The organism is Streptomyces sp. NPDC036822 (assembly GCF_055609145.1).
Genome location: NZ_JBVJPY010000003.1, coordinates 500,983 through 520,728, shown reverse-complemented (window position 1 = coordinate 520,728; position 19,746 = coordinate 500,983). Strand labels below are relative to the sequence as shown.

Annotated in this window: 17 protein-coding genes; 9 read left to right on the top strand and 8 right to left on the bottom strand. The window is 71.0% G+C overall.

Annotated elements, in window-relative coordinates; genetic code table 11:
• The first annotated feature begins 78 nt into the window (after positions 1 to 78).
• Positions 79 to 933 carry an HAD family hydrolase gene (locus ACZ68P_RS09905; protein ID WP_365712835.1) on the top strand — a complete coding sequence of 285 codons (855 nt, stop codon included), beginning with the start codon at positions 79 to 81 and terminating at the stop codon, positions 931 to 933.
• Positions 934 to 1,229: 296 nt separating this feature from the next.
• Here ACZ68P_RS09905 and ACZ68P_RS09900 read toward each other — a convergent pair whose 3' ends face one another.
• The gene (locus ACZ68P_RS09900) at positions 1,230 to 2,096 is read right to left on the bottom strand and encodes a Fic family protein (RefSeq protein ID WP_471004651.1); all 867 of its coding nucleotides are present in this window, start codon (positions 2,094 to 2,096) and stop codon (positions 1,230 to 1,232) included.
• A gap of 102 nt (positions 2,097 to 2,198) precedes the next feature.
• Here ACZ68P_RS09900 and ACZ68P_RS09895 point away from each other — a divergent pair, with 102 nt between their 5' ends.
• Entirely contained in the window at positions 2,199 to 3,185 is a 987-nt protein-coding gene (locus ACZ68P_RS09895) for an ATP-binding protein (protein ID WP_471004649.1), read from the top strand.
• 39 nt (positions 3,186 to 3,224) lie between these two features.
• On the opposite strand, the gene ACZ68P_RS09890 is transcribed toward ACZ68P_RS09895, so the two are convergent.
• The gene (locus ACZ68P_RS09890) at positions 3,225 to 4,532 is read right to left on the bottom strand and encodes a polysaccharide deacetylase family protein (RefSeq protein ID WP_471004647.1); all 1,308 of its coding nucleotides are present in this window, start codon (positions 4,530 to 4,532) and stop codon (positions 3,225 to 3,227) included.
• A 314-nt stretch (positions 4,533 to 4,846) separates the two neighbouring features.
• Here ACZ68P_RS09890 and ACZ68P_RS09885 point away from each other — a divergent pair, with 314 nt between their 5' ends.
• From ACZ68P_RS09885 to ACZ68P_RS09860, 6 genes are all read left to right on the top strand, one after another.
• Complete coding sequence (locus tag ACZ68P_RS09885) at positions 4,847 to 7,168, top strand: SulP family inorganic anion transporter (RefSeq protein ID WP_471004645.1); 2,322 nt, start codon at positions 4,847 to 4,849, stop codon at positions 7,166 to 7,168.
• A 194-nt stretch (positions 7,169 to 7,362) separates the two neighbouring features.
• Positions 7,363 to 9,318, top strand: coding sequence for an acetate--CoA ligase (acs, locus tag ACZ68P_RS09880; protein ID WP_471004643.1), 1,956 nt, complete (start codon positions 7,363 to 7,365; stop codon positions 9,316 to 9,318).
• Between the two features lie 355 nt (positions 9,319 to 9,673).
• Positions 9,674 to 11,077 carry a Na+/H+ antiporter NhaA gene (nhaA, locus tag ACZ68P_RS09875; protein WP_471004641.1) on the top strand — a complete coding sequence of 468 codons (1,404 nt, stop codon included), beginning with the start codon at positions 9,674 to 9,676 and terminating at the stop codon, positions 11,075 to 11,077.
• A gap of 36 nt (positions 11,078 to 11,113) precedes the next feature.
• Positions 11,114 to 11,590: a phage holin family protein gene (locus ACZ68P_RS09870; protein ID WP_471004639.1), complete on the top strand. Its 477-nt coding sequence runs from the start codon at positions 11,114 to 11,116 to the stop codon at positions 11,588 to 11,590.
• Complete coding sequence (locus ACZ68P_RS09865; RefSeq protein WP_471004637.1) at positions 11,587 to 12,540, top strand: alpha/beta fold hydrolase; 954 nt, start codon at positions 11,587 to 11,589, stop codon at positions 12,538 to 12,540. Before ACZ68P_RS09870 ends, ACZ68P_RS09865 begins: the two co-directional genes overlap by 4 nt.
• 120 nt (positions 12,541 to 12,660) lie before the next feature.
• Positions 12,661 to 12,852, top strand: a complete 192-nt coding sequence (locus ACZ68P_RS09860; RefSeq protein ID WP_471004635.1) for a hypothetical protein — start codon at positions 12,661 to 12,663, stop codon at positions 12,850 to 12,852.
• Between the two features lie 18 nt (positions 12,853 to 12,870).
• On the opposite strand, the gene ACZ68P_RS09855 is transcribed toward ACZ68P_RS09860, so the two are convergent.
• From ACZ68P_RS09855 to nth, 3 genes are read right to left on the bottom strand one after another with little or no spacing between them, the layout of a single operon-like run.
• On the bottom strand, positions 12,871 to 14,070 hold the full coding sequence (locus ACZ68P_RS09855) for a MarP family serine protease (RefSeq protein WP_471004633.1): 1,200 nt from the start codon (positions 14,068 to 14,070) through the stop codon (positions 12,871 to 12,873).
• 45 nt (positions 14,071 to 14,115) lie between these two features.
• Entirely contained in the window at positions 14,116 to 14,835 is a 720-nt protein-coding gene (locus ACZ68P_RS09850) for an NUDIX hydrolase (protein ID WP_471004631.1), read from the bottom strand.
• A gap of 58 nt (positions 14,836 to 14,893) precedes the next feature.
• A complete protein-coding gene (gene nth, locus ACZ68P_RS09845; RefSeq protein ID WP_471004629.1) occupies positions 14,894 to 15,901 on the bottom strand; it encodes an endonuclease III in 1,008 nt (335 codons plus the stop codon).
• 301 nt (positions 15,902 to 16,202) lie between these two features.
• Here nth and ACZ68P_RS09840 point away from each other — a divergent pair, with 301 nt between their 5' ends.
• A complete protein-coding gene (locus ACZ68P_RS09840; protein ID WP_015034542.1) occupies positions 16,203 to 16,877 on the top strand; it encodes a Crp/Fnr family transcriptional regulator in 675 nt (224 codons plus the stop codon).
• A 146-nt stretch (positions 16,878 to 17,023) separates the two neighbouring features.
• Here ACZ68P_RS09840 and ACZ68P_RS09835 read toward each other — a convergent pair whose 3' ends face one another.
• From ACZ68P_RS09835 to ACZ68P_RS09825, 3 genes are all read right to left on the bottom strand, one after another.
• Positions 17,024 to 17,908 carry a prohibitin family protein gene (locus tag ACZ68P_RS09835; RefSeq protein ID WP_471004627.1) on the bottom strand — a complete coding sequence of 295 codons (885 nt, stop codon included), beginning with the start codon at positions 17,906 to 17,908 and terminating at the stop codon, positions 17,024 to 17,026.
• A 92-nt stretch (positions 17,909 to 18,000) separates the two neighbouring features.
• Positions 18,001 to 18,831 carry an MBL fold metallo-hydrolase gene (locus ACZ68P_RS09830; RefSeq protein ID WP_471004625.1) on the bottom strand — a complete coding sequence of 277 codons (831 nt, stop codon included), beginning with the start codon at positions 18,829 to 18,831 and terminating at the stop codon, positions 18,001 to 18,003.
• Positions 18,828 to 19,703, bottom strand: a complete 876-nt coding sequence (locus ACZ68P_RS09825) for an NUDIX hydrolase (RefSeq protein ID WP_471004623.1) — start codon at positions 19,701 to 19,703, stop codon at positions 18,828 to 18,830. Before ACZ68P_RS09825 ends, ACZ68P_RS09830 begins: the two co-directional genes overlap by 4 nt.
• Between the last annotated feature and the right edge of the window lie 43 nt (positions 19,704 to 19,746).

The window sequence follows — 19,746 nt, the reverse complement described above, 5'->3', positions numbered from 1 at the left end:
CCGTGACTTCCATGGTGTACCCGAGAGCCTTCTCAGGCAAACCCACACGCCCGAGCGTACGCCGAATGGCGGGCACCTATGCTCAGGCTCGTGGAAAACCACTCGTTGCCGCGCACAGCCGCCTTCTTTGACCTGGACAAGACGGTCATTGCGAAGTCGTCGACGCTGACCTTCAGCAAGTCCTTCTACCAAGGCGGGCTGATCAACCGCCGCGCCGTCCTGCGGACGGCCTACATCCAGTTCGTCTACCTCGTGGGCGGCGCCGACCACGATCAGATGGAGCGGATGCGCGAATATCTTTCCGCGCTCTGCAAAGGCTGGAACGTCTCGCAGGTCAAGGAGCTTGTCGCCGAGACCCTGCACGACCTGATCGACCCCCTCATCTACGACGAGGCCGCGTCCCTCATCGAGGAACACCACGCCGCGGGACGGGACGTCGTGATCGTCTCGACCTCCGGGGCCGAGGTCGTGGAGCCGATCGGCGAGCTGCTCGGCGCCGACCGGGTCGTCGCCACCCGGATGGTCGTCGGCGACGACGGCTGCTTCACCGGCGAGGTGGAGTACTACGCCTACGGACCCACCAAGGCGGAGGCGATCCGGGAGCTCGCGGAGTCGGAGGGGTACGACCTCTCGCGCTGCTTCGCCTACAGCGATTCGGCGACCGACGTTCCGATGCTGGAGGCCGTCGGCCACCCTTACGCGGTCAACCCGGACCGGACGCTGCGCCGGGAGGCCACCGCCCGGGACTGGCCGGTGCTGCTCTTCGAGAAGCCCGTCCGGCTCAAGCAGCGCCTGCCCGGCTTCAGGATGCCGCCACGGCCGGCGCTCGTCGCCGCCGCGGCCGTGGGCGCGGCGGCGGCGACCGCCGGTCTCGTCTGGTACGCCAGCCGTCGTCGGCAGGCCGCACTTGCCGATCGCTTTGCCCGAATTTGATCCGGAAGTAAAGAAGTGGAGCCACCACTTTCCCTTCCACTCCGACAGGAGTAGAAAGGAATCAGGCCCGCGAGACCTGGGACATCCGAGAGGATGACCTGTTGAGCAAGAAGGCCCCACGGACCCAGCACCGAAGTCGGGCACCCACGCGACGTCGACCCGTCGATTACGGGCCAGCCGCACCAGGCGTAGGGCGAAGATCCCCGCCTGATGGGCACATATCGAGGACGCTTGGTAACTCGGCCGACGTGCCAGCGGCGGTACCTGAACGGGTACCGCCGCAACCCTTTGCGGACTCAGGCGGCGCCGCGCTGGAGCGCCTCGCAGACCGCCGTCGACTCTCGTACGCCCAGCTCGACCGCCCGCCCGCAGTGGGCGATCCACGCGGCCACACCCTCCGGCGTTCCGGACAGATAGCCCTCGAAGGCCGCCACGTAGGCCGCGCGGCCCTGCTCCGCGTGCCCGACCTCCGCCGGGCAGATCGACTTCGGGTCCAGGCCGCTGCCGATCAGCACGATCCGCTCGGCGGCCCGCGCGACCAGCCCGTTGCAGGACGTGAACGGGCGCAGCGCGAGGAGTTCGCCGTGCACCACGGCCGCCGTCACCAGCGCCGGAGCCGTACCGCCGGCGATGATCAGTTCCGAGAGTCCGTCGAGCCGGCCCGCGACCTCCGCGGGATCCGGCAGGGGCGCCTCGATCAGCGGTTCGTCCACGGCCTCGCCCGCCAGCCGGGGCCTGCCGACCGCGTCGGCCGCCCCGTCCCGCTCCCCGCCCGGGCGCTCGGCGGCGTTCCCGCGTCCCGCGTCCCCCGCGGCGACCAGGTGCAGGCGGGCGAGCACCCGCAGCGGTGACTGGCGCCAGATGGAGAGCAGCTGACCGCCCTCGGCGCTCAGGCGCAGGGCCGCGCCCACCGTGCGGGCCTCGGCGTCGCCGCTGAAGTCGGTGCGTCGACGGACCTCTTCGAGGGCCCAGTCGGCTCCGGACAGCGCGGCCGAGCCGCGCGCACCGCGCAGCGCCGCCTCGGAGGTGATCTCGTTGCTGCGGCGCCGCATCACACGGTGGCCGTAGACGCGGTCCACGGCCTTGCGTACGGAGTCCACCGAGTCGGCGACACCCGGCAGGGAGCCGAGAGCGGCCAAGGGGTCAGAGGCGTGCGTACTCATAAGTAGCGAGGCTACGCGCCCGCGACCCCCGGCCCACGTTCGAGTGGTCTTCTTCACGCCTCTTGACCACATGCCGCGACCATGCCACTACGCTAGGTGAACATGAAGATCGCTTTCGTAGGGAAGGGCGGCAGCGGGAAGACCACGCTGTCCTCGCTGTTCATCCGCCACCTCGCCGCCAATGAAGCCCATGTCGTCGCGGTGGACGCCGACATCAACCAGCACCTCGGGGCCGCGCTCGGGCTCGACGAGACCGAGGCGGCGGCCCTGCCCGCGATGGGCGCGCACCTGCCGCTGATCAAGGAGTACCTGCGGGGCTGCAATCCGCGGATCGCCTCCGCCGACACGATGATCAAGACGACCCCGCCCGGAGAGGGCTCGCGGTTGCTGCGGGTCCGCGAGGACAACCCGGTGTACGAGGCGTGCGCCCGGACCGTCCGGCTGGACGACGGGGACATCCGGCTGATGGCGACCGGGCCGTTCACCGAGTCGGACCTCGGGGTGGCCTGCTACCACTCCAAGGTCGGCGCGGTGGAGCTGTGCCTCAACCACCTGGTCGACGGGCAGGACGAGTACGTCGTGGTGGACATGACGGCGGGCTCCGACTCGTTCGCCTCGGGGATGTTCACCCGCTTCGACATGACCTTCCTGGTCGCCGAGCCGACCCGCAAGGGCGTCTCGGTCTACCGCCAGTACAAGGAGTACGCGCGGGACTTCGGGGTCGCGCTCAAGGTCGTCGGCAACAAGGTGCAGGGCCTCGACGACCTGGACTTCCTGCGGGACGAGGTCGGGGACGACCTGCTGGTGACGGTCGGGCACTCGGACTGGGTCCGCGCGATGGAGAAGGGCCGCCCGCCGCGCTTCGAGCTTCTGGAGGCGGACAACCGGATGGCGCTGCAGACCCTCCAGGACGCGGCGGACGACTCGTACGTCCATCGTGACTGGGAGCGCTACACGCGGCAGATGGTCCACTTCCACCTGAGGAACGCGGAGAGCTGGGGGAACGAGAAGACGGGGGCCGACCTGGCCGCGCAGGTCGACCCCGGGTTCGTGCTGAGCGAGGCCCTGGGCGCCGCTCAGCCCGCGTGACGGCCGGCCGGCCCGCCGTTCACCGGCGACGTGCGCTGTTCAACCCGCCTGAGGCCCGGCCTGCTTGACGTTCTGCTTCGCCGGGGGGATCGGCTGGGGGCCCAGGAAGGTCGCCCAGCCGCCCGGCGGGGCCTCGCCGACCTTCAGGGTCCTCAGCTTGGCGAGGACCGCCGGGTCCTGCGCGTCCAGCCAGTCCGCGAGCTGCCGGAAGGACACGCACTTCACGTCCTTCTGGACGCAGACGGTGGCGATCGTCTCCTCGATGGCACGCATGTACGTGCCGCCGTTCCACGACTCGAAGTGGTTTCCGATGATCAGCGGCGCCCGGTTGCCGTGGTACGAGCGGTTGAACGCCTGGACCAGCCCGTCGCGCATCTGGTTGCCCCAGAACTGGTGCATGGACGGGTCGCCCTGGGTCTTCCCGCCGGACTGGTTGACCAGGAAGTTGTAGTCCATGGCCAGCGTCTGGAACGCGCGGCCCGGGACCGGGACCAGCTGCATCGACAGGTCCCACAGGCCGTGGTCCTTCTTCGGCCAGATGTGGTCGTTGACGCCGCTGGTGTCGTAGCGGAAGCCCAGCTGGCTCGCCGCCTGCACGAAGTTCTTGCGGCCCTCCAGGCACGGCGTGCGGGCGCCGACCAGCTCCTTCTCGTAGTCGAAGGGGAGCGGCTGCTCGGCGGTCAGGCCGGAGTTCGTCTTCCAGTTCTTCACGAAGGACTTGGCCTGGCTGATCTCGCTCTTCCAGTCCTCCACGGACCAGTTCCCGACACCGCTCTCCGGGCCGCAGAAGTGCCCGTTGAAGTGCGTGCCGACCTCGTTGCCCTCCTGCCAGGCGCCGCGCAGCTCACGGACGGTGGCGCGGATGCCCTCGGTGTCGTTGAAGCCGATGTCCGAGCGGCCGGCGGCGTGCTGCGGCGGTTCGTAGAGCTTGCTCTTCTCCTGGGGCAGCAGGTACACGCCGCTCAGGAAGTACGTCATGGTCGCGTTGTACTTCTTCCCGACCTTGCGGAAGTGGGAGAAGAGCTTCTGGCTGTCCTCGCCGGCGCCGTCCCACGAGAACACCACGAACTGCGGCGGCTTCTGGCCCGGCTTCATCCGCTGCCACGTGGCCTGGTTCGGCTGGGCGCCGGTGAAGGCGGTGGAGCCGTCGCCGATCAGGCGCACGGCGCTCTGGGGAGCCGCGGCCTGCCCCTTCCTGGCGCCCGGGGCACCACTCGGGCCGGCCCCTTCGGAGCCCGAACATCCGGCGAGGCCGGTGATCAGGGCGGTGGCGAGGGCGCCGACGGCGAGCGTCCTCCTGTGGACAGTGGTCCTTCTCCCGGCGGTCCTGCTCCCGGCGGCGTTCATCCGCCCACCTCTCCTCGGTTCCGTGCGAGCGTCCTCTGCGAGCGACGTCAACGTCGCACCACCGCCGCCGGAGAGATGAAACGACAAGCGGCAAAGCGCCGACTCATCACCCGAATCGGTGAAACATTGCCCTGTTTGCCCCGAAATTAATGCCCCAGTCTTTACTCTCCATTACGATCCATTTACCGAGCGTTGACACTCGCTTCGAGTATCAGCGCCCGGCATCCCGCCACTGCACGCCGTGACCCACGGCCGCGACCCCGACGTTCGTGCCGCACGAGCCGCGACCGCGCCGCCCCGGAGGAGACGGGACCATGACCCTCTGCACACCCGACCGCACCACACCCCCGCCACGCTTCCAGCGCCCCCACAGCCCACCCGGCGGCCGCCGCTTCCGCATCGCGGGCGCCGATTTCTCCGCCTCGATCGCCGTCTTCCTGATCGCGCTGCCCCTCTCCCTGGGCATCGCGCTCGCCACCGGAGCGCCCCTCCAGGCGGGCCTGGTGGCCGCCGCGGTCGGCGGACTCGTCGCCGGCTGGTTCGGCGGCGCCCCGCTCCAGGTCAGCGGCCCCGCCGCCGGCCTCACCGTCGTCACCGCCGAACTGATCCAGATCTACGGCTGGCGCACCACCTGCGCCATCACCGTCCTCGCAGGCCTCGCCCAACTCGGTCTCGCCGCGCTGCGGGTGGCCCGCTCGGCGCTCGCCGTCTCGCCCGCGATCGTGCACGGCATGCTCGCCGGCATCGGCGTGACCATCGCGGTCGCCCAGCTCCACATCGTGCTCGGCGGCAGCCCCCAGAGCTCCGTCCTGGACAACGTCATCGGTCTGCCCGACCAGTTGGCGGACCTCCACCCGGCAGCGCTCACCATCAGCGCGCTCACCGTCGCCGTCCTGCTGCTCTGGCCCCGGCTGCCCGGACGCGCCGGACGCATCCTGCGGAAGGTCCCCGCCGCGCTCGCCGCGGTGACCACGGCCACGGCCGGAGCGGCGCTCGCGGGACTCGCCGTCCCGCGCGTCGACCTGCCCTCCTGGCGCAGCCACGCCCTTCCCGAGCTGCCCCAGGGCCCCGTCCTCGGCATCGCGGCCGGCGTCCTGACCATCACGCTGGTCACCAGCGTGCAGTCGCTGCTCTCGGCCGTCGCCGTCGACAAGCTCGTCGCCGGCCGCGCCGACCACGGCCACGGGGTGCCCCGCTCGCGCCTCGACCGCGAACTCGCCGGCCAGGGAGCGGCGAACGTGGTCTCGGGGGCGCTCGGCGGACTGCCGGTCGCGGGCGTCGCCGTCCGCAGCGCCGCCAACGTCTCGGCGGGCGCGGTCAGTCGCGACTCGACGATGCTGCACGGCCTGTGGGTCGTGCTCGCCTCGCTCTTCCTCGTCCCCGTCCTCGACCTGATCCCGCTGCCCGCGCTCGCCGCGCTCGTCATGGTCGTCGGCATCCAGATGGTGAGCATCACCCACATCCGCAGCGTCACCCGGCACCGCGAAGTCCTCGTCTACGGCGTCACCCTGGCCGGCGTGGGGCTCATCGGCATCCTGGAAGGCGTCGCGCTCGGCATCGCCGTGGCCATCGCGGTCGCCATGGGCCGTCTGGCCAAGACCCGCGTCACCGGCGAGGAGAGGGACAGCGGCCACTTCGTCCGCGTACGAGGGCAGTTGACGTTCCTCGCCGTCCCGCGGCTGAGCCGGGTGCTGCACCAGATGCCCCGGGGCAGCCACGTCGTGGTCGAGCTCGACGGATCCTTCATGGACCACGCCGCCTACGAGACGCTCCACGACTGGCAGGCCGCCCACGTCCGGGGCGGCGGCACGGTGGAGATCACCGGCCCCCGCGGGGTCCGCATCACCGAACCCACCTCCGAGGCCCACGCCTGCTGCCGCCCCTGGACCCCCTGGCGCAACCACCACTGCGGCGAACACCCGACGGACGAGACCCCGAGCACGAACGGCCACCACCTGGCCAGCGGCATCGGCAAGTTCCAGCGCAACACCGCGCCCCTCGTGCGCGACGAGCTGGCCCGCCTCGCCCGCGAGGGCCAGCGGCCCTCCCAGCTCTTCCTCACCTGCGCCGACTCCCGGCTCGTCACCAGCATGATCACTTCAAGTGGGCCGGGCGACCTGTTCACCGTGCGGAACGTCGGCAATCTCGTCCCGCTGCCCGGCGAGGAGAACGGCGACGACTCGGTGGCGGCGGCGATCGAGTACGCGGTGGACATCCTGCGCGTCGACTCGATCACCGTGTGCGGACATTCCGGATGCGGGGCGATGCAGGCCCTGCTCAGCAGCAGACCGGACGCCCCACAGACGCCCCTGCGGCGCTGGCTGCGCCACGGCCTGCCCAGCCTGGAGCGGATGACGAACCGCCGGCACGCCTGGGCCCGGATCTCCGGACGGCTGCCCGCCGACGCCGTCGAGCAGCTCTGCCTCACCAACGTCGTCCAGCAGCTGGAGCACCTGCGGGCGTACGAACCGGTGGCGCGGCGGCTGGCCGACGGCAGTCTGACCCTGCACGGCATGTACTTCCACGTCGGAGAGGCGCAGGCGTATCTGCTGGCCGACTCCGAGGAACCGCACGGTTACGACGACGTCTTCGACCGGGTCCTGCCCACCGCGGCCCAGGAAGTGCGCGCGTCCTGAACCATCCGTCCCGCCCGTCCGTGAGAGTGTGTGGCCCCTTCTTTCCGCCGCCCGGGAAGGAGGGGCCACCGCACGCCCGCCGGCTCATAGGTCTAAACCAATTTCCTGGAGACTCTTGTCACCCGGGCTCCTGACTGATGAGCTAGGACGCGGGACACATAGGCACATAGGACGCCCTGGGAAAGGGAGATGTCGTGAGCAACGAAAGCCTGGCCAACCTGCTCAAGGAAGAGCGGCGGTTCGCGCCGCCTGTCGAGCTGGCCGCGCACGCCAACGTGACGGTGGAGGCGTACGAGCAGGCCGCGGCGGACAGGCTTGGCTTCTGGGCCGAGCAGGCGAGGCGGCTCACCTGGGCCACCGAGCCGACCGAGACCCTCGACTGGTCGAACCCGCCGTTCGCCAAGTGGTTCGCCGACGGCGAGCTGAACGTGGCCTACAACTGCGTCGACCGTCATGTCGAGGCCGGAAACGGCGACCGGGTCGCGATCCACTTCGAGGGCGAGCCCGGCGACAGCCGGGCCATCACCTACGCCGAGCTGAAGGACGAGGTCTCCAAGGCCGCCAACGCCCTGACCGAGCTGGGCGTCACCAAGGGCGACCGCGTCGCGATCTACCTCCCGATGATCCCCGAGGCCGTCGTCTCGATGCTGGCCTGCGCCCGCATCGGCGCCGCGCACTCCGTGGTCTTCGGCGGCTTCTCCGCCGACGCCATCGCCACCCGCGTCCAGGACGCCGACGCCAGACTCGTCATCACCGCCGACGGCGGCTACCGCCGCGGCAAGCCGAGCGCCCTCAAGCCCGCCGTGGACGAGGCCCTCACCCGCACCGACAAGGTCGCCCACGTCCTCGTCGTGCGCCGCACCGGCCAGGACGTGGCCTGGACCGAGGGCCGCGACGTCTGGTGGCACGACATCGTCGCCCGCCAGTCCGCCGAGCACACCCCCCAGGCGTTCGAGGCCGAGCACCCGCTGTTCATCCTCTACACCTCCGGCACCACGGGTAAGCCCAAGGGCATCCTGCACACCTCCGGGGGCTACCTCACCCAGGCCGCCTACACCCACCACGCCGTCTTCGACCTCAAGCCGGCCACCGACGTCTACTGGTGCACCGCCGACATCGGCTGGGTCACCGGCCACTCCTACATCACCTACGGACCGCTCGCCAACGGCGCCACCCAGGTCATGTACGAGGGCACCCCGGACACCCCGCACCAGGGCCGCTTCTGGGAGATCATCCAGAAGTACGGCGTCACCATCCTCTACACCGCGCCCACCGCGATCCGGACCTTCATGAAGTGGGGCGACGACATCCCCGCCAAGTTCGACCTCTCCAGCCTGCGCGTCCTTGGCTCGGTCGGCGAACCCATCAACCCCGAGGCCTGGGTCTGGTACCGCGAGCACATCGGCGCCGGAAAGACCCCGATCGTGGACACCTGGTGGCAGACCGAGACCGGCGCCATGATGATCTCCCCGCTGCCGGGCGTCACCGAGACCAAGCCCGGCTCCGCCCAGCGCCCGCTGCCCGGCATCTCCGCCACCGTCGTCGACGACGAGGCCAACGAGGTCCCCGACGGCGGCGGCGGCTACCTCGTCCTCACCGAGCCGTGGCCCTCCATGCTGCGCACCATCTGGGGCGACGACCAGCGGTTCCTCGACACCTACTGGTCCCGCTTCGAGGGCAAGTACTTCGCCGGCGACGGCGCCAAGAAGGACGACGACGGCGACATCTGGCTCCTCGGCCGGGTCGACGACGTCATGCTCGTCTCCGGTCACAACATCTCCACCACCGAGGTCGAATCCGCCCTCGTCTCCCACCCCTCCGTCGCCGAAGCCGCCGTCGTCGGCGCCGCCGACGAGACCACCGGCCAGGCCATCGTCGCCTTCGTCATCCTGCGCGGTTCGGCGAACCAGGACGACTCCCTCGTCGCCGACCTGCGCAACCACGTCGGCACCACTCTCGGCCCGATCGCCAAGCCCAAGCGGATCCTCCCCGTCCAGGAACTCCCCAAGACCCGCTCCGGCAAGATCATGCGACGCCTCCTGCGCGACGTCGCCGAGAACCGCGAACTCGGAGACGTCACCACCCTCACCGACTCCTCCGTCATGGCCCTCATCCAGACCCAGCTCCCCACCGCCACCAGCGAGGACTGAGGAACGGTCACCCCAGCCCGACGACTCACGCGCGCGCCCGCCCCGGCTTCCGGGCCGGGCGCGCGCCCGTGGGGCCGCCGCCCCGCCCATGCCGCGGGCCGGGGCCGTCCCTCGGCTGCCACGCGGCGGCCTCGGCCGAAGCTCGGGGGCCTCTGCCGTCGAACCTCGGCGCCCTCCGACGCGGCGACGGGCCGGGCCGGTCGTTCTTCCCTACAGTGACGATCACCGGACACTCCCCCGCGTCGTTAGGTACGGTAAGGAACGCGTCAGTGACGCGACAGGAATGACCTAGGTGCGCCGGGAAGTCTGGTCGGCATGTGGTTCGTGCTGCCCAACCGACCGGAGGTCTCCCCCCGTGCCCACTCCCGAGCCCGCCCCCGGCGACCGCAAGTTCCTCGGCCTGCTGCCGCTCCCCGAGCGACGGATCGTCGCCGACGCGCTGCGGGCCGAGACCGTCGGCGGTGTGCTGCTCCTCGTCGCCGCCGTCGCCGCGCTCGTCTGGGCCAACACCCCGATCGGCGCCAGTTACACCTCCGTCCAGAACTTCCACCTGGGCCCCGCCGCCCTCGGGCTCGACCTCTCCCTCCAGCACTGGGCGGCCGACGGCCTCCTCGCGGTGTTCTTCTTCGTCGCCGGCATCGAGCTCAAGCGCGAACTCGTCGCCGGCGAACTGCGCGACCCCAAGGCAGCCGCGCTCCCCGTGATCGCCGCGCTCTGCGGCATGGCCGCGCCGGCGCTGGTCTACGTCCTGACGAACGCCCTCGGGGGCGGCTCGATGGACGGCTGGGCCGTGCCCACCGCCACCGACATCGCCTTCGCGCTCGCCGTCCTCGCCGTCATCGGCACGTCGCTGCCGTCCGCGCTGCGGGCGTTCCTGCTGACCCTCGCCGTCGTCGACGACCTGTTCGCGATCCTGATCATCGCGGTCTTCTTCACCAGTGACCTCAACTTCGCCGCGCTCGGCGGCGCCGTCGCCTGCCTCGCCGTCTTCTGGCTGCTGCTGCGCAAGGAGATCCGCGGCTGGTACGTCTACGTCCCGCTCGCCCTCGTCATCTGGGGCCTGATGTACAACAGCGGAGTCCACGCCACCATCGCCGGTGTCGCCATGGGCCTCATGCTGCGCTGCACCCGGCGGGAGGGCGAGGAGCACTCGCCCGGCGAACACATCGAGCACCTGGTCCGACCGCTCTCCGCCGCTCTCGCCGTGCCGCTGTTCGCCCTGCTGTCGGCCGGGGTCGCCGTCACCGGGAAGTCGCTCGGCGACGTCTTCACCCAGCCCGTCACCCTCGGGGTCGTCCTCGGCCTGGTGGTCGGCAAGTCGGTCGGCATCTTCGGCGGCACCTGGCTCGCCGCCCGGTTCACCAGTGCGCAGCTCAACCGCGACCTCGCCTGGGCCGACGTCTTCGCCGTCTCCACTCTCGCCGGAATCGGCTTCACCGTCTCCCTCCTCATCGGCGAGCTGGCCTTCGAGGGCGACACGGCCCAGACCGCCGAGGTGAAGGCCGCCGTCCTGATCGGCTCGCTGATCGCGGCCGTCTGCGCGACGGTTCTGCTCAAACTGCGGGTACGGAAGTACGAGGCGCTGCTCGCCGACGAGGAGCGCGACGAGGACGAGGACGGCATCCCCGACGTGTACGAGGAGGACAACCCGGAGTACCACCTCCGGATGGCCGCGATCCACGAGAGGAAGGCCGCCGAACATCGCGAAAGGGCGCGACTGGCGGGGGCACCGCGCGATGACGCCGACCGTCCGGCATGATCTGAGGTCGGACCGTCAAGAGAAAAGGGAGCAGCGATGAGCGACCCGGTCAACGGAGCCGAGCGCAGCCTCGGCCAGCTGGTCGCCTCGGCGACCGCCGAGATGTCCGCACTGGTGCACGACGAGATCGCCCTGGCCAAGGCCGAGATCCGGCAGGACGTCAAGCGCGGCGCGATCGGCGGCGCCGCCGGCGGGACCGCGGCCACGGTGCTGCTGTTCTCGCTGCCCATGCTGAGTTTCGCGCTCGCCTACGGCATCCAGGCATGGAGCGGCTGGCACATCTCGGTCTGCTTCCTGCTCTCCTTCGCGGCGAACGTGCTGCTCGCGGGGCTGCTCGGGCTGATCGCCTACGGCAAGTTCAAGAAGGTGAAGCCCCCGGAGAAGTCGATCGCCTCGGCGAAGAAGACGGCCGCCGTCCTGCAGAACGCCAAGCCGCACCCCCGGCCCGAGCGGCCGGCCCTGCCGGTGACGGTCCAGGACAAGGCCGTCGTTGTGGGACGCTCGTCTGCATGACCGCCCCCCAGAGCAGCGCCGGCAACGGCAACGGCAGCAGCACCGGCAGTCCCGTACGGATCGACGGACCCTGGACCCATCGCGATGTGGCCGCCAACGGCGCGCGTTTCCACATCGCGGAAATGGGTGACGGGCCGCTCGTGCTGCTGCTGCACGGCTTCCCGCAGTTCTGGTGGACCTGGCGCCACCAGCTGCCGGCGCTGGCCGACGCCGGATTCCGCGCCGTCGCGATGGACCTGCGGGGCGTGGGTGGCAGCGACCGCACGCCGCGGGGTTACGACCCCGCCAACCTGGCGCTCGACGTCACGGGCGTCATCCGCTCCCTCGGTGAGCCGGACGCGGCGCTGGTCGGGCACGACCTCGGCGGCTACCTCGCCTGGACGGCGGCGGTCATGCGCCCGAAGCTGGTGCGCCGGCTCGCCGTCTCCTCGATGCCGCACCCGCGCCGCTGGCGTTCGGCGATGCTCTCCGACTTCGCGCAGTCACGGGCCGGCTCCTACGTCTGGGGCTTCCAGCGCCCCTGGCTGCCGGAGCGTCAGCTGGTGGCGGACGACGGGGCCTTGGTCGGCCGGCTGATCCAGGACTGGTCGGGCCCCGGTCTGCCGGACGAGGAGGCGATCGAGGTGTACCGGCGGGCGATGTGCATCCCGTCCACGGCGCACTGTTCGATCGAGCCGTACCGCTGGATGGTGCGTTCGCTGGCGCGGCCCGACGGGATCCAGTTCAACCGGCGTATGAAGCGCCCGGTGCGGGTACCGACCCTGCACCTGCACGGCTCGACGGACCCGGCGATGCGCACGCGCAGTGCCGCGGGGTCTGGCGAGTACGTGGAAGCGCCCTACCGCTGGCGGCTCTTCGACGGACTGGGTCACTTCCCGCACGAGGAGGACCCGGTGGCGTTCTCCACGGAGCTCATCAACTGGCTCAAGGACCCCGAGCCGGACCGCTGAGCCGACGCCCGTACATGCGAACGCAGTTCCGTCGCTCGAACGGCCAATTGCCGGGCGCATACTCCAATTGGCGGGTCCCAGGGCGGTTACCGACCTTGGGCCCCGGGCAGACGTCGAAGTATGGGCTGGACGCACGACTACGGTGACACAGCACGCAACCGCCGCTCGGCCGCTCGGCCGAGCTCTCTGGAGAGGGGTGGCCCGCAGGACCAGGGTCGCTCCCATGCCGCGCAGGACGACATCGGCATCCCGCTCATCCTGCGCCGCCGGGCCCGCTGGGTCTCGGCTCGGCTCCGCCACACGCGCGACTGACCGTACGCGCCCTTTCGGTTACAGCGCGCAGCCCTGACTGTCCACCTGCTGGTTCGCGGCCCGACCCTGGGCGATGTCCTCGCGGATCTCGTCGACGGTCAGGGCGTAGCCGGTGTTCACGTCGTCCAGTGAGCGGGCGAAGATCACGCCGGAGACCTCGCCGTCCGCGGTGAGCAGCGGGCCGCCGGAGTTGCCCTGGCGCACCGTCGCGTACAGGGAGTACACGTCCCTGCGCACCTCGCCGCGCTGGTAGATGTCCGGCCCCTTGGCGCTGATGCGTCCTCGGACGCGCGCCGAGCGGACGTCGTAGGAGCCGTTCTCGGGGAAGCCCGCGACGATCGCGTTGTCGCCGCTGCGGGCGTCGTCCTCGGTGAACCGCAGGGGCTCGGCGTCCAGGTCCGGCACGTCCAGGACGGCGATGTCACGCTCCCAGTCGTAGAGCACGACCTTCGCGTCGTACAGCCTGCCCTCGCCCCCTATCTGGACGGTGGGCTCGTCGACACCGCCGACGACGTGGGCGTTGGTCATGACGCGACGGTCGGAGAAGACGAAGCCGGTGCCTTCGAGGACCTTGCCGCAGCTCTGGGCCGTACCGACGACCTTGACGATCGACCGCTGGACGCGGGCGGCGACCGGGCTGCCCGCGAGCGCCGGGTCCGGGGGCCGGACCTCGGTGATCGGCTCGTTGGCGAACGGGCTGAAGACCTGCGGGAAGCCGTTCTGGGCGAGCGTGGAGGTGAAGTCGGCGAACCACGTGGACGCCTGATCGGGCATCACCCGCTCCACGCCGAGCAGCACCTTGGAGCTGCGCACCTCCTTGCCCAGGGTGGGCATCGAGGTGCGGGCGAGCGCGGAGCCGAGCAGCCAGGCGACGAGCAGCATCGCGACGACGTTGACGAGCGCGCCGCCGGTGGCGTCCAGGGCGCGCGCGGGCGACCACGTGATGTGCCGGCGCAGCTTGTTCCCCAGGTGGGTGGTGAAAGCCTGCCCGACCGAGGCGCAGACGATGACCACGATCACGAAGAGGACGGTCGCCGTGGTGCTGACCGGCGAGTTGTCCGTCAGCTGCTTCCAGAGGACGGGGAGCAGGAGGACGGCGACGAGGCCGCCGCCGAGGAACCCGATCACCGACAGGATGCCGACCACGAAACCCTGGCGGTAACCGATGATCGCGAACCACACGGCGGCGAGCAGCAGCAGGATGTCCAGCACGTTCACCGTCGATAGCCTCGCAGATTCGTCTCGGTCGCCTGGGTCAGCCTGTCATGACCGCCAGTCGAGCGGGAGCTGCTTGGCGGGGTCCCACGGTCTCTCCCAGCCGGCGTAGTGCAGGATCCTGTCGATCACTCCGGCCGTGAAACCCCAGACCAGGGCCGATGCGACCTGGAACGCGGGGCCTTGGAGGCCGCTGGGATGGATGGTGGTGGCGCGGTTCGCCGGATCCGTGAGATCCGCCACGGGGACGGTGAAGACCCGGGCGGTCTCGGCCGGGTCGACCACGCCGACCGGGCTGGGGACGCGCCACCAGCCGAGGACGGGAGTGACGACGAACCGGCTGACCGGGATGTAGAGCTGGGGCAGTACGCCGAAGATCTGGACGCCGGAGGGGTCGAGTCCGGTCTCCTCCTCGGCCTCGCGCAGGGCGGCCCGCAGCAGACCGCCGTCGGCCGGGTCCCCGTCCTCGGGGTCGAGGGCGCCGCCGGGGAAGGACGGCTGCCCGGCGTGCGAGCGCAGGCTTCCGGAGCGCTCCATCAGCAGCAGCTCGGGCCCCCGCTCGCCCTCGCCGAAGAGGATCAGCACGGCGGACTGGCGTCCCGCGCCGTCCGAGGGCGGCAGGAAGCGGCTCAGCTGCTCGGGCCGGACCGTGCGGGCGGCCCGCTCGACGGGGCCCAGCCACTCCGGAAGCCCGGCCCGGCTGAGCAGCCCTCCGGTCCCGACACCGTGTGTCGGGTCGGCCGCTGTCTCTTCGTCAGTGCGCGTCATAGGCACCCCCGTGTTTCCCAACGCGATCGGAGCATGGCTTCGTTCCCTCCGGGCCCGGTCAGGTGTCCGCCCCGGGGGCGACGCCGGCAGCGGGCGGGGCCGGGCGGCCCGGATAGTCCGGCGGCGGGTTGAGCCGCTGGCCGGGGAAACCGCCCTTCTCGTACTTCAGGAGCTTCTCCGCCTTCTCGGGGTCGGTCTCGCCCTCGCCGTACGCCGGGCAGAGCGGGGCGATCGGGCAGGCGCCACAGGCGGGCTTACGGGCGTGGCAGATCCGGCGGCCGTGGAAGATCACCCGGTGGGAGAGCATCGTCCACTCGCTCTTGGGGAAGATCTCCGCGATCTCCGCCTCGATCTTGACCGGGTCGTCCTGCTCCGTCCACCGCCAGCGCCGGGCGAGGCGCATGAAGTGGGTGTCGACCGTGATGCCGGGCACCCCGAAGGCGTTGCCCAGGACGACGAAGGCGGTCTTGCGGCCCACACCGGGCAGCTTCACCAGATCGTCGAGGCGGCCGGGGACCTCGCCGCCGAAGTCGTCCCGCAGGGCCGTGGCCAGGCCCATGATCGATTTGGTCTTGGCCCGGAAGAAGCCGGTCGGGCGGATGAGCTCCTCGACCTCCTCGGGGACGGCGGCGGCGAGGTCCTCGGGCGTGGGATAGCGGGCGAAGAGGGCGGGGGTGGTCTGGTTGACCCGCAGGTCGGTGGTCTGGGCGGAGAGGACCGTGGCGACGAGCAGCTCGAAGGGGTTGCGGAAGTCCAGCTCGGGATGGGCGTACGGATAGACGTCGGCAAGCTCCCGGTTGATCTTCCGGGCCCGCCTGACCATGCCGAGCCGGGATTCCACCCGCGCAGCCGCCGGGGCCTTCGTGGCGGCCGTCGAGGACTTCTTGGAGGCCGCCGGGGCCTTCTTCACGGCCGCCGAGGGATCTTTCGAGGCCGCCGTGGCCTTCTTCGACGCGGGAGTCCTCGCCGGGGCCGCCGTGGCCTTCTTCGAGGTCGTGGAAGGCTTCTTCGAGGCCGCCCGGGTCGCCCTGGAGGCCGTCGGAGTCTTCTTCTCCGTCGCCTTCATCGGGCCTTTTGTCGCATTTGCCCGATTGGACCCACCCTGTTCGCCCACAGCGGAATCACCCTTCGCGGACACTCTCCCAGCCCCCTTAGCCTGCGCTCTCACCGGCGAGTTGGACACCCGGCCAGCCTAAGGGCCACCACCGACATCCGCCCCGGGCACGGCCGATCACGACCCAATCGGGCCCCTGGCGTACGGACGGGCGGTTCGGTACGTCAAACTTGTTGTGATTGATCGCACTGTTTTGTGCGTCCGGCATCATGGGATCAAGATCCCCTGAGCAGGTCGACATAGGAGAGAACTCGTGGACGACGTTCTGCGGCGCGCCCCGCTCTTCGCGGCGCTCGATGACGAGCAGGCCGCGGAGCTGCGCGCCTCGATGAGTGAAGCGACGCTCGCCCGTGGCGACGCGCTGTTCCACGAGGGAGACCCCGGCGACCGCCTGTACGTGGTCACCGAGGGCAAGGTGAAGCTCCACCGCACCTCACCCGACGGCCGCGAGAACATGCTGGCCGTCCTCGGCCCCGGCGAGCTGATCGGTGAGCTGTCGCTCTTCGACCCGGGCCCGCGCACCGCCACCGCCACGGCGCTGACCGAGGTGAAGCTGCTCGGTCTGGGCCACGGCGACCTCCAGCCCTGGCTGAACGCCCGCCCCGAGGTGGCCACCGCCCTGCTGCGCGCGGTCGCCCGCCGGCTGCGCAAGACCAACGACCAGATGTCCGACCTGGTCTTCTCGGACGTTCCCGGTCGTGTCGCCCGGGCCCTCCTCGACCTCTCGCGCCGCTTCGGCGTGCAGTCGGAGGAGGGCATCCACGTCGTCCACGACCTGACCCAGGAGGAGCTGGCCCAGCTGGTCGGCGCCTCCCGCGAGACGGTCAACAAGGCGCTCGCGGACTTCGCCCAGCGCGGCTGGCTGCGCCTGGAGGCGCGCGCGGTGATCCTGCTGGACGTGGAGCGCCTCGCGAAGCGCTCGCGGTAGGCGGGGGCGTACACCGGCGCCCACCGCGCCCCGTACGCCGTGCTCCGTACCCCATTCGTACGAGAAGGGCCGCCCCGGTCGAAACCGGGGCGGCCCTTTCCGTGTGCCGGGTCCCGGCGCGCGAGGGCTCGCGCGCCGGGACGGTCCTACCTCTTCGTGCCGTCCACGATCAACGGGTTCCCGCCGGCGCTGCCGCACGGCACCGCGTACACCGGGTTCTTCGCCGCGGCCTCCTTGTACGCGTCGATGCACTGGTTCATCAGGACCTTGTCCGTCAGCGACTCGTTCAGGATCTTGTTGGCCCGCGCGATGCCCTCGGCCTCGATGCGGCGCCGGTCGGCCTCGGCCTTCGCGGTGCGGGCGGCCTCGGTGGCGCGCTCGGTGGCCTGCTGCTGCTGGATCTTGCGGTCGATCTGGCCCTGGAGCGCGTCCGACGGCTTCACGTTGCGCAGGTTGACCGTGGTGACGGCGATCCCGCGGGGCGCGAGACGCTCCTTGATCAGCTCGCCGATCTCGGCGTTGATCTTCTCGCGGTCACTGGCGTAGCCCTGCTCGCTGGTGTGACGGGCGAAGACGTTGCGGACGATCTCGCGGCTGTCCGGATAGACCAGCCGCTGCTGGATGGCGTCCTCGCTGCCGGCGAGCCGGTAGAGCTCGACCGACTTGGCCGGCGTCACCGCCCACTTCACGGTCACCTCGGCGTACATGACACCGCCCTGCGAGGAGCGGACCTCCACCACGTCCTTGTCGGAGAGGTTGAGGTCGACAGGACGGGTCGAGAAGGTCGTGACGTCGGTGAACGGGGACTTGATGTGCATCCCGGACGTCATGGGCGAGCCGACCTTGCCGAAGGCGACCGGGACGCCGACCTCGTACGCGCTGATGACGTACACCATGGAGCCCAGCAGCGAGAAGACACCGGCGATGAGGGCGCCGAGGGCGCCGAGCTTCAGTCCGGTCGTGCCCTGGGCACGACCGACGAAGAAGAGCACCACCGCCGTGATGAGCAGCAGGATGGATATGACGAACACGGGCTTACCCCCCGAAAGCTACGGCCACAAGTAAGCGGAGCGTAAGGCACGAGCCGAAGATCTTTCCCGGGGGTGGCACGGAAGGCCATGACTCAGATCAGGCCGTGCTCCCTGAGGTACTCGAGCTGCGCCCGTACGGACAGCTCGGCCGCCGGCCACAGGGAGCGGTCCACGTCCGCGTACACGTGCGCGACGACCTCCGCGGCGGTCGTACGGCCGTTCTCGACGGCCGTCTCCACCTGCGCGAGCCGGTTGGCGCGGTGGGCGAGATAGAACTCCACCGCCCCCTGGGCGTCCTCTAGCACCGGCCCGTGGCCCGGGAGGACCGTGTGGACCCCGTCGTCCACCGTGAGCGAGCGCAGCCGGCGCAGCGAGTCGAGGTAGTCACCGAGCCGCCCGTCCGGGTGGGCGACGATCGTGGTGCCCCGGCCGAGGATCGTGTCGCCCGTCAGGACGGCCCGGTCGGCGGGAAGATGGAACGAGAGCGAGTCCGAGGTGTGCCCCGGCGTCGGCACCACCCGCAGCTCCAGACCCCCGACGTCGATCACGTCCCTGGCCCCGAGCCCCTCGTCACCGAGCCGCAGCGCCGGGTCGAGGGCGCGCACGCGCGTCCCCGTCAGTTCCGCGAACCGGCTCGCGCCCTCGGCGTGGTCGGGATGGCCGTGGGTGAGCAGCGTCAGCCCGACCCTCTTGCCGAGCTTCTCCGCGGTGTCCACGACATGGCGCAGATGTGCGTCGTCGAGCGGGCCGGGATCGATGACGACGGCGACGTCGGAGTCCGGCTCGGCGACGATCCAGGTGTTGGTGCCGTCCAGGGTCATCGCCGAGGGATTCGGCGCGAGCACGTTGTAGGCGCGCGCCGTCGCGCGCCCGGAGAGGGCTCCGCCCCTCGGCTGTCCGGGCAGCGCCGCCGCGTCCGTCATCGGGCCTCGCCCCCGCTCGGGATGTGCTTGGTGAACTCGTCGTGGCCGGGCCAGCTCAGGATCAGCTCGTCGCCGTCGAGGCGGGCCTGTGCGAGGACGGGAGCCAGGTCCTGTTCCGCCGCCGCGGCCAGGGCCTCGGCCGCCGTGGAGAAGCGCTCCAGGCCCCGCAGGGTGGAGATCGTCGGCGGCATCATGGTCAGCTCGCCCCGGTCGTAGCCCGCCGCCGCGTCGGCGGGACGGATCCAGACGGTGCGGTCCGCCTCGGTGGAGGCGTTCCGGGTGCGCTGCCCGGCAGGCAGCACGGCCACGAAGAACCACGTGTCGTACCGCCGGGGCTCGAACTCCGGCGTGATCCAGCGCGCCCACGCGCCGAGCAGGTCGGACCGCAGCACCAGGCCGCGCCGGTCGAGGAAGTCGGCGAAGGACAGCTCGCGGGCGACCAGCGCCTCGCGGTCCTTCTCCCAGTCGTCGCCGGTCGTATCGCCGACCACCGAGTCCGCCGTCCGCCCGGCGAGCAGCACGCCCGCTTCCTCGTACGTCTCCCGCACCGCCGCGCACACGACGGCCTGGGCCTGCGCCGGGTCCGGGACCCCGAGCCGCTCGGCCCAGGTCTCCCGGGACGGCCCGGCCCAGCGCACCGGGTGCTCGTCGCGCGGGTCGACCCCGCCGCCGGGATAGGCGTACGCACCGCCCGCGAAGGCCATGGAGGCGCGCCGCCGCAGCATGTGGACGCTCGGCCCCTGCCCCTCGGCCCCGTCGCGGAGCAGCAGGACGGTGGCGGCGCGTCTGGGTGCCGCGGGCACGAGCTCGCCGGCCGCGAGAGCGCGGATGCGGTCGGGCCATTCCGGGGGGTACCACTGACCATTCGCCATGGCCGGATGGTATGCCGGGCGCCCGGGATGCACGAGAGCCGAT

Excerpts from the sequence above, each read along its gene's own strand:
- ACZ68P_RS09905 (WP_365712835.1), top strand. The coding sequence starts at position 79 with ATGCTCAGGCTCGTGGAAAACCACTCGTTGCCGCGCACAGCCGCCTTC.
- ACZ68P_RS09900 (WP_471004651.1), bottom strand. The coding sequence starts at position 2,096 with ATGAGTACGCACGCCTCTGACCCCTTGGCCGCTCTCGGCTCCCTGCCG.
- ACZ68P_RS09895 (WP_471004649.1), top strand. The coding sequence starts at position 2,199 with ATGAAGATCGCTTTCGTAGGGAAGGGCGGCAGCGGGAAGACCACGCTG.
- ACZ68P_RS09890 (WP_471004647.1), bottom strand. The coding sequence starts at position 4,532 with ATGAACGCCGCCGGGAGCAGGACCGCCGGGAGAAGGACCACTGTCCAC.
- ACZ68P_RS09885 (WP_471004645.1), top strand. The coding sequence starts at position 4,847 with ATGACCCTCTGCACACCCGACCGCACCACACCCCCGCCACGCTTCCAG.
- ACZ68P_RS09870 (WP_471004639.1), top strand. The coding sequence starts at position 11,114 with ATGAGCGACCCGGTCAACGGAGCCGAGCGCAGCCTCGGCCAGCTGGTC.
- ACZ68P_RS09865 (WP_471004637.1), top strand. The coding sequence starts at position 11,587 with ATGACCGCCCCCCAGAGCAGCGCCGGCAACGGCAACGGCAGCAGCACC.
- ACZ68P_RS09860 (WP_471004635.1), top strand. The coding sequence starts at position 12,661 with ATGGGCTGGACGCACGACTACGGTGACACAGCACGCAACCGCCGCTCG.
- ACZ68P_RS09850 (WP_471004631.1), bottom strand. The coding sequence starts at position 14,835 with ATGACGCGCACTGACGAAGAGACAGCGGCCGACCCGACACACGGTGTC.
- nth (WP_471004629.1), bottom strand. The coding sequence starts at position 15,901 with ATGAAGGCGACGGAGAAGAAGACTCCGACGGCCTCCAGGGCGACCCGG.
- ACZ68P_RS09830 (WP_471004625.1), bottom strand. The coding sequence starts at position 18,831 with ATGACGGACGCGGCGGCGCTGCCCGGACAGCCGAGGGGCGGAGCCCTC.
- ACZ68P_RS09825 (WP_471004623.1), bottom strand. The coding sequence starts at position 19,703 with ATGGCGAATGGTCAGTGGTACCCCCCGGAATGGCCCGACCGCATCCGC.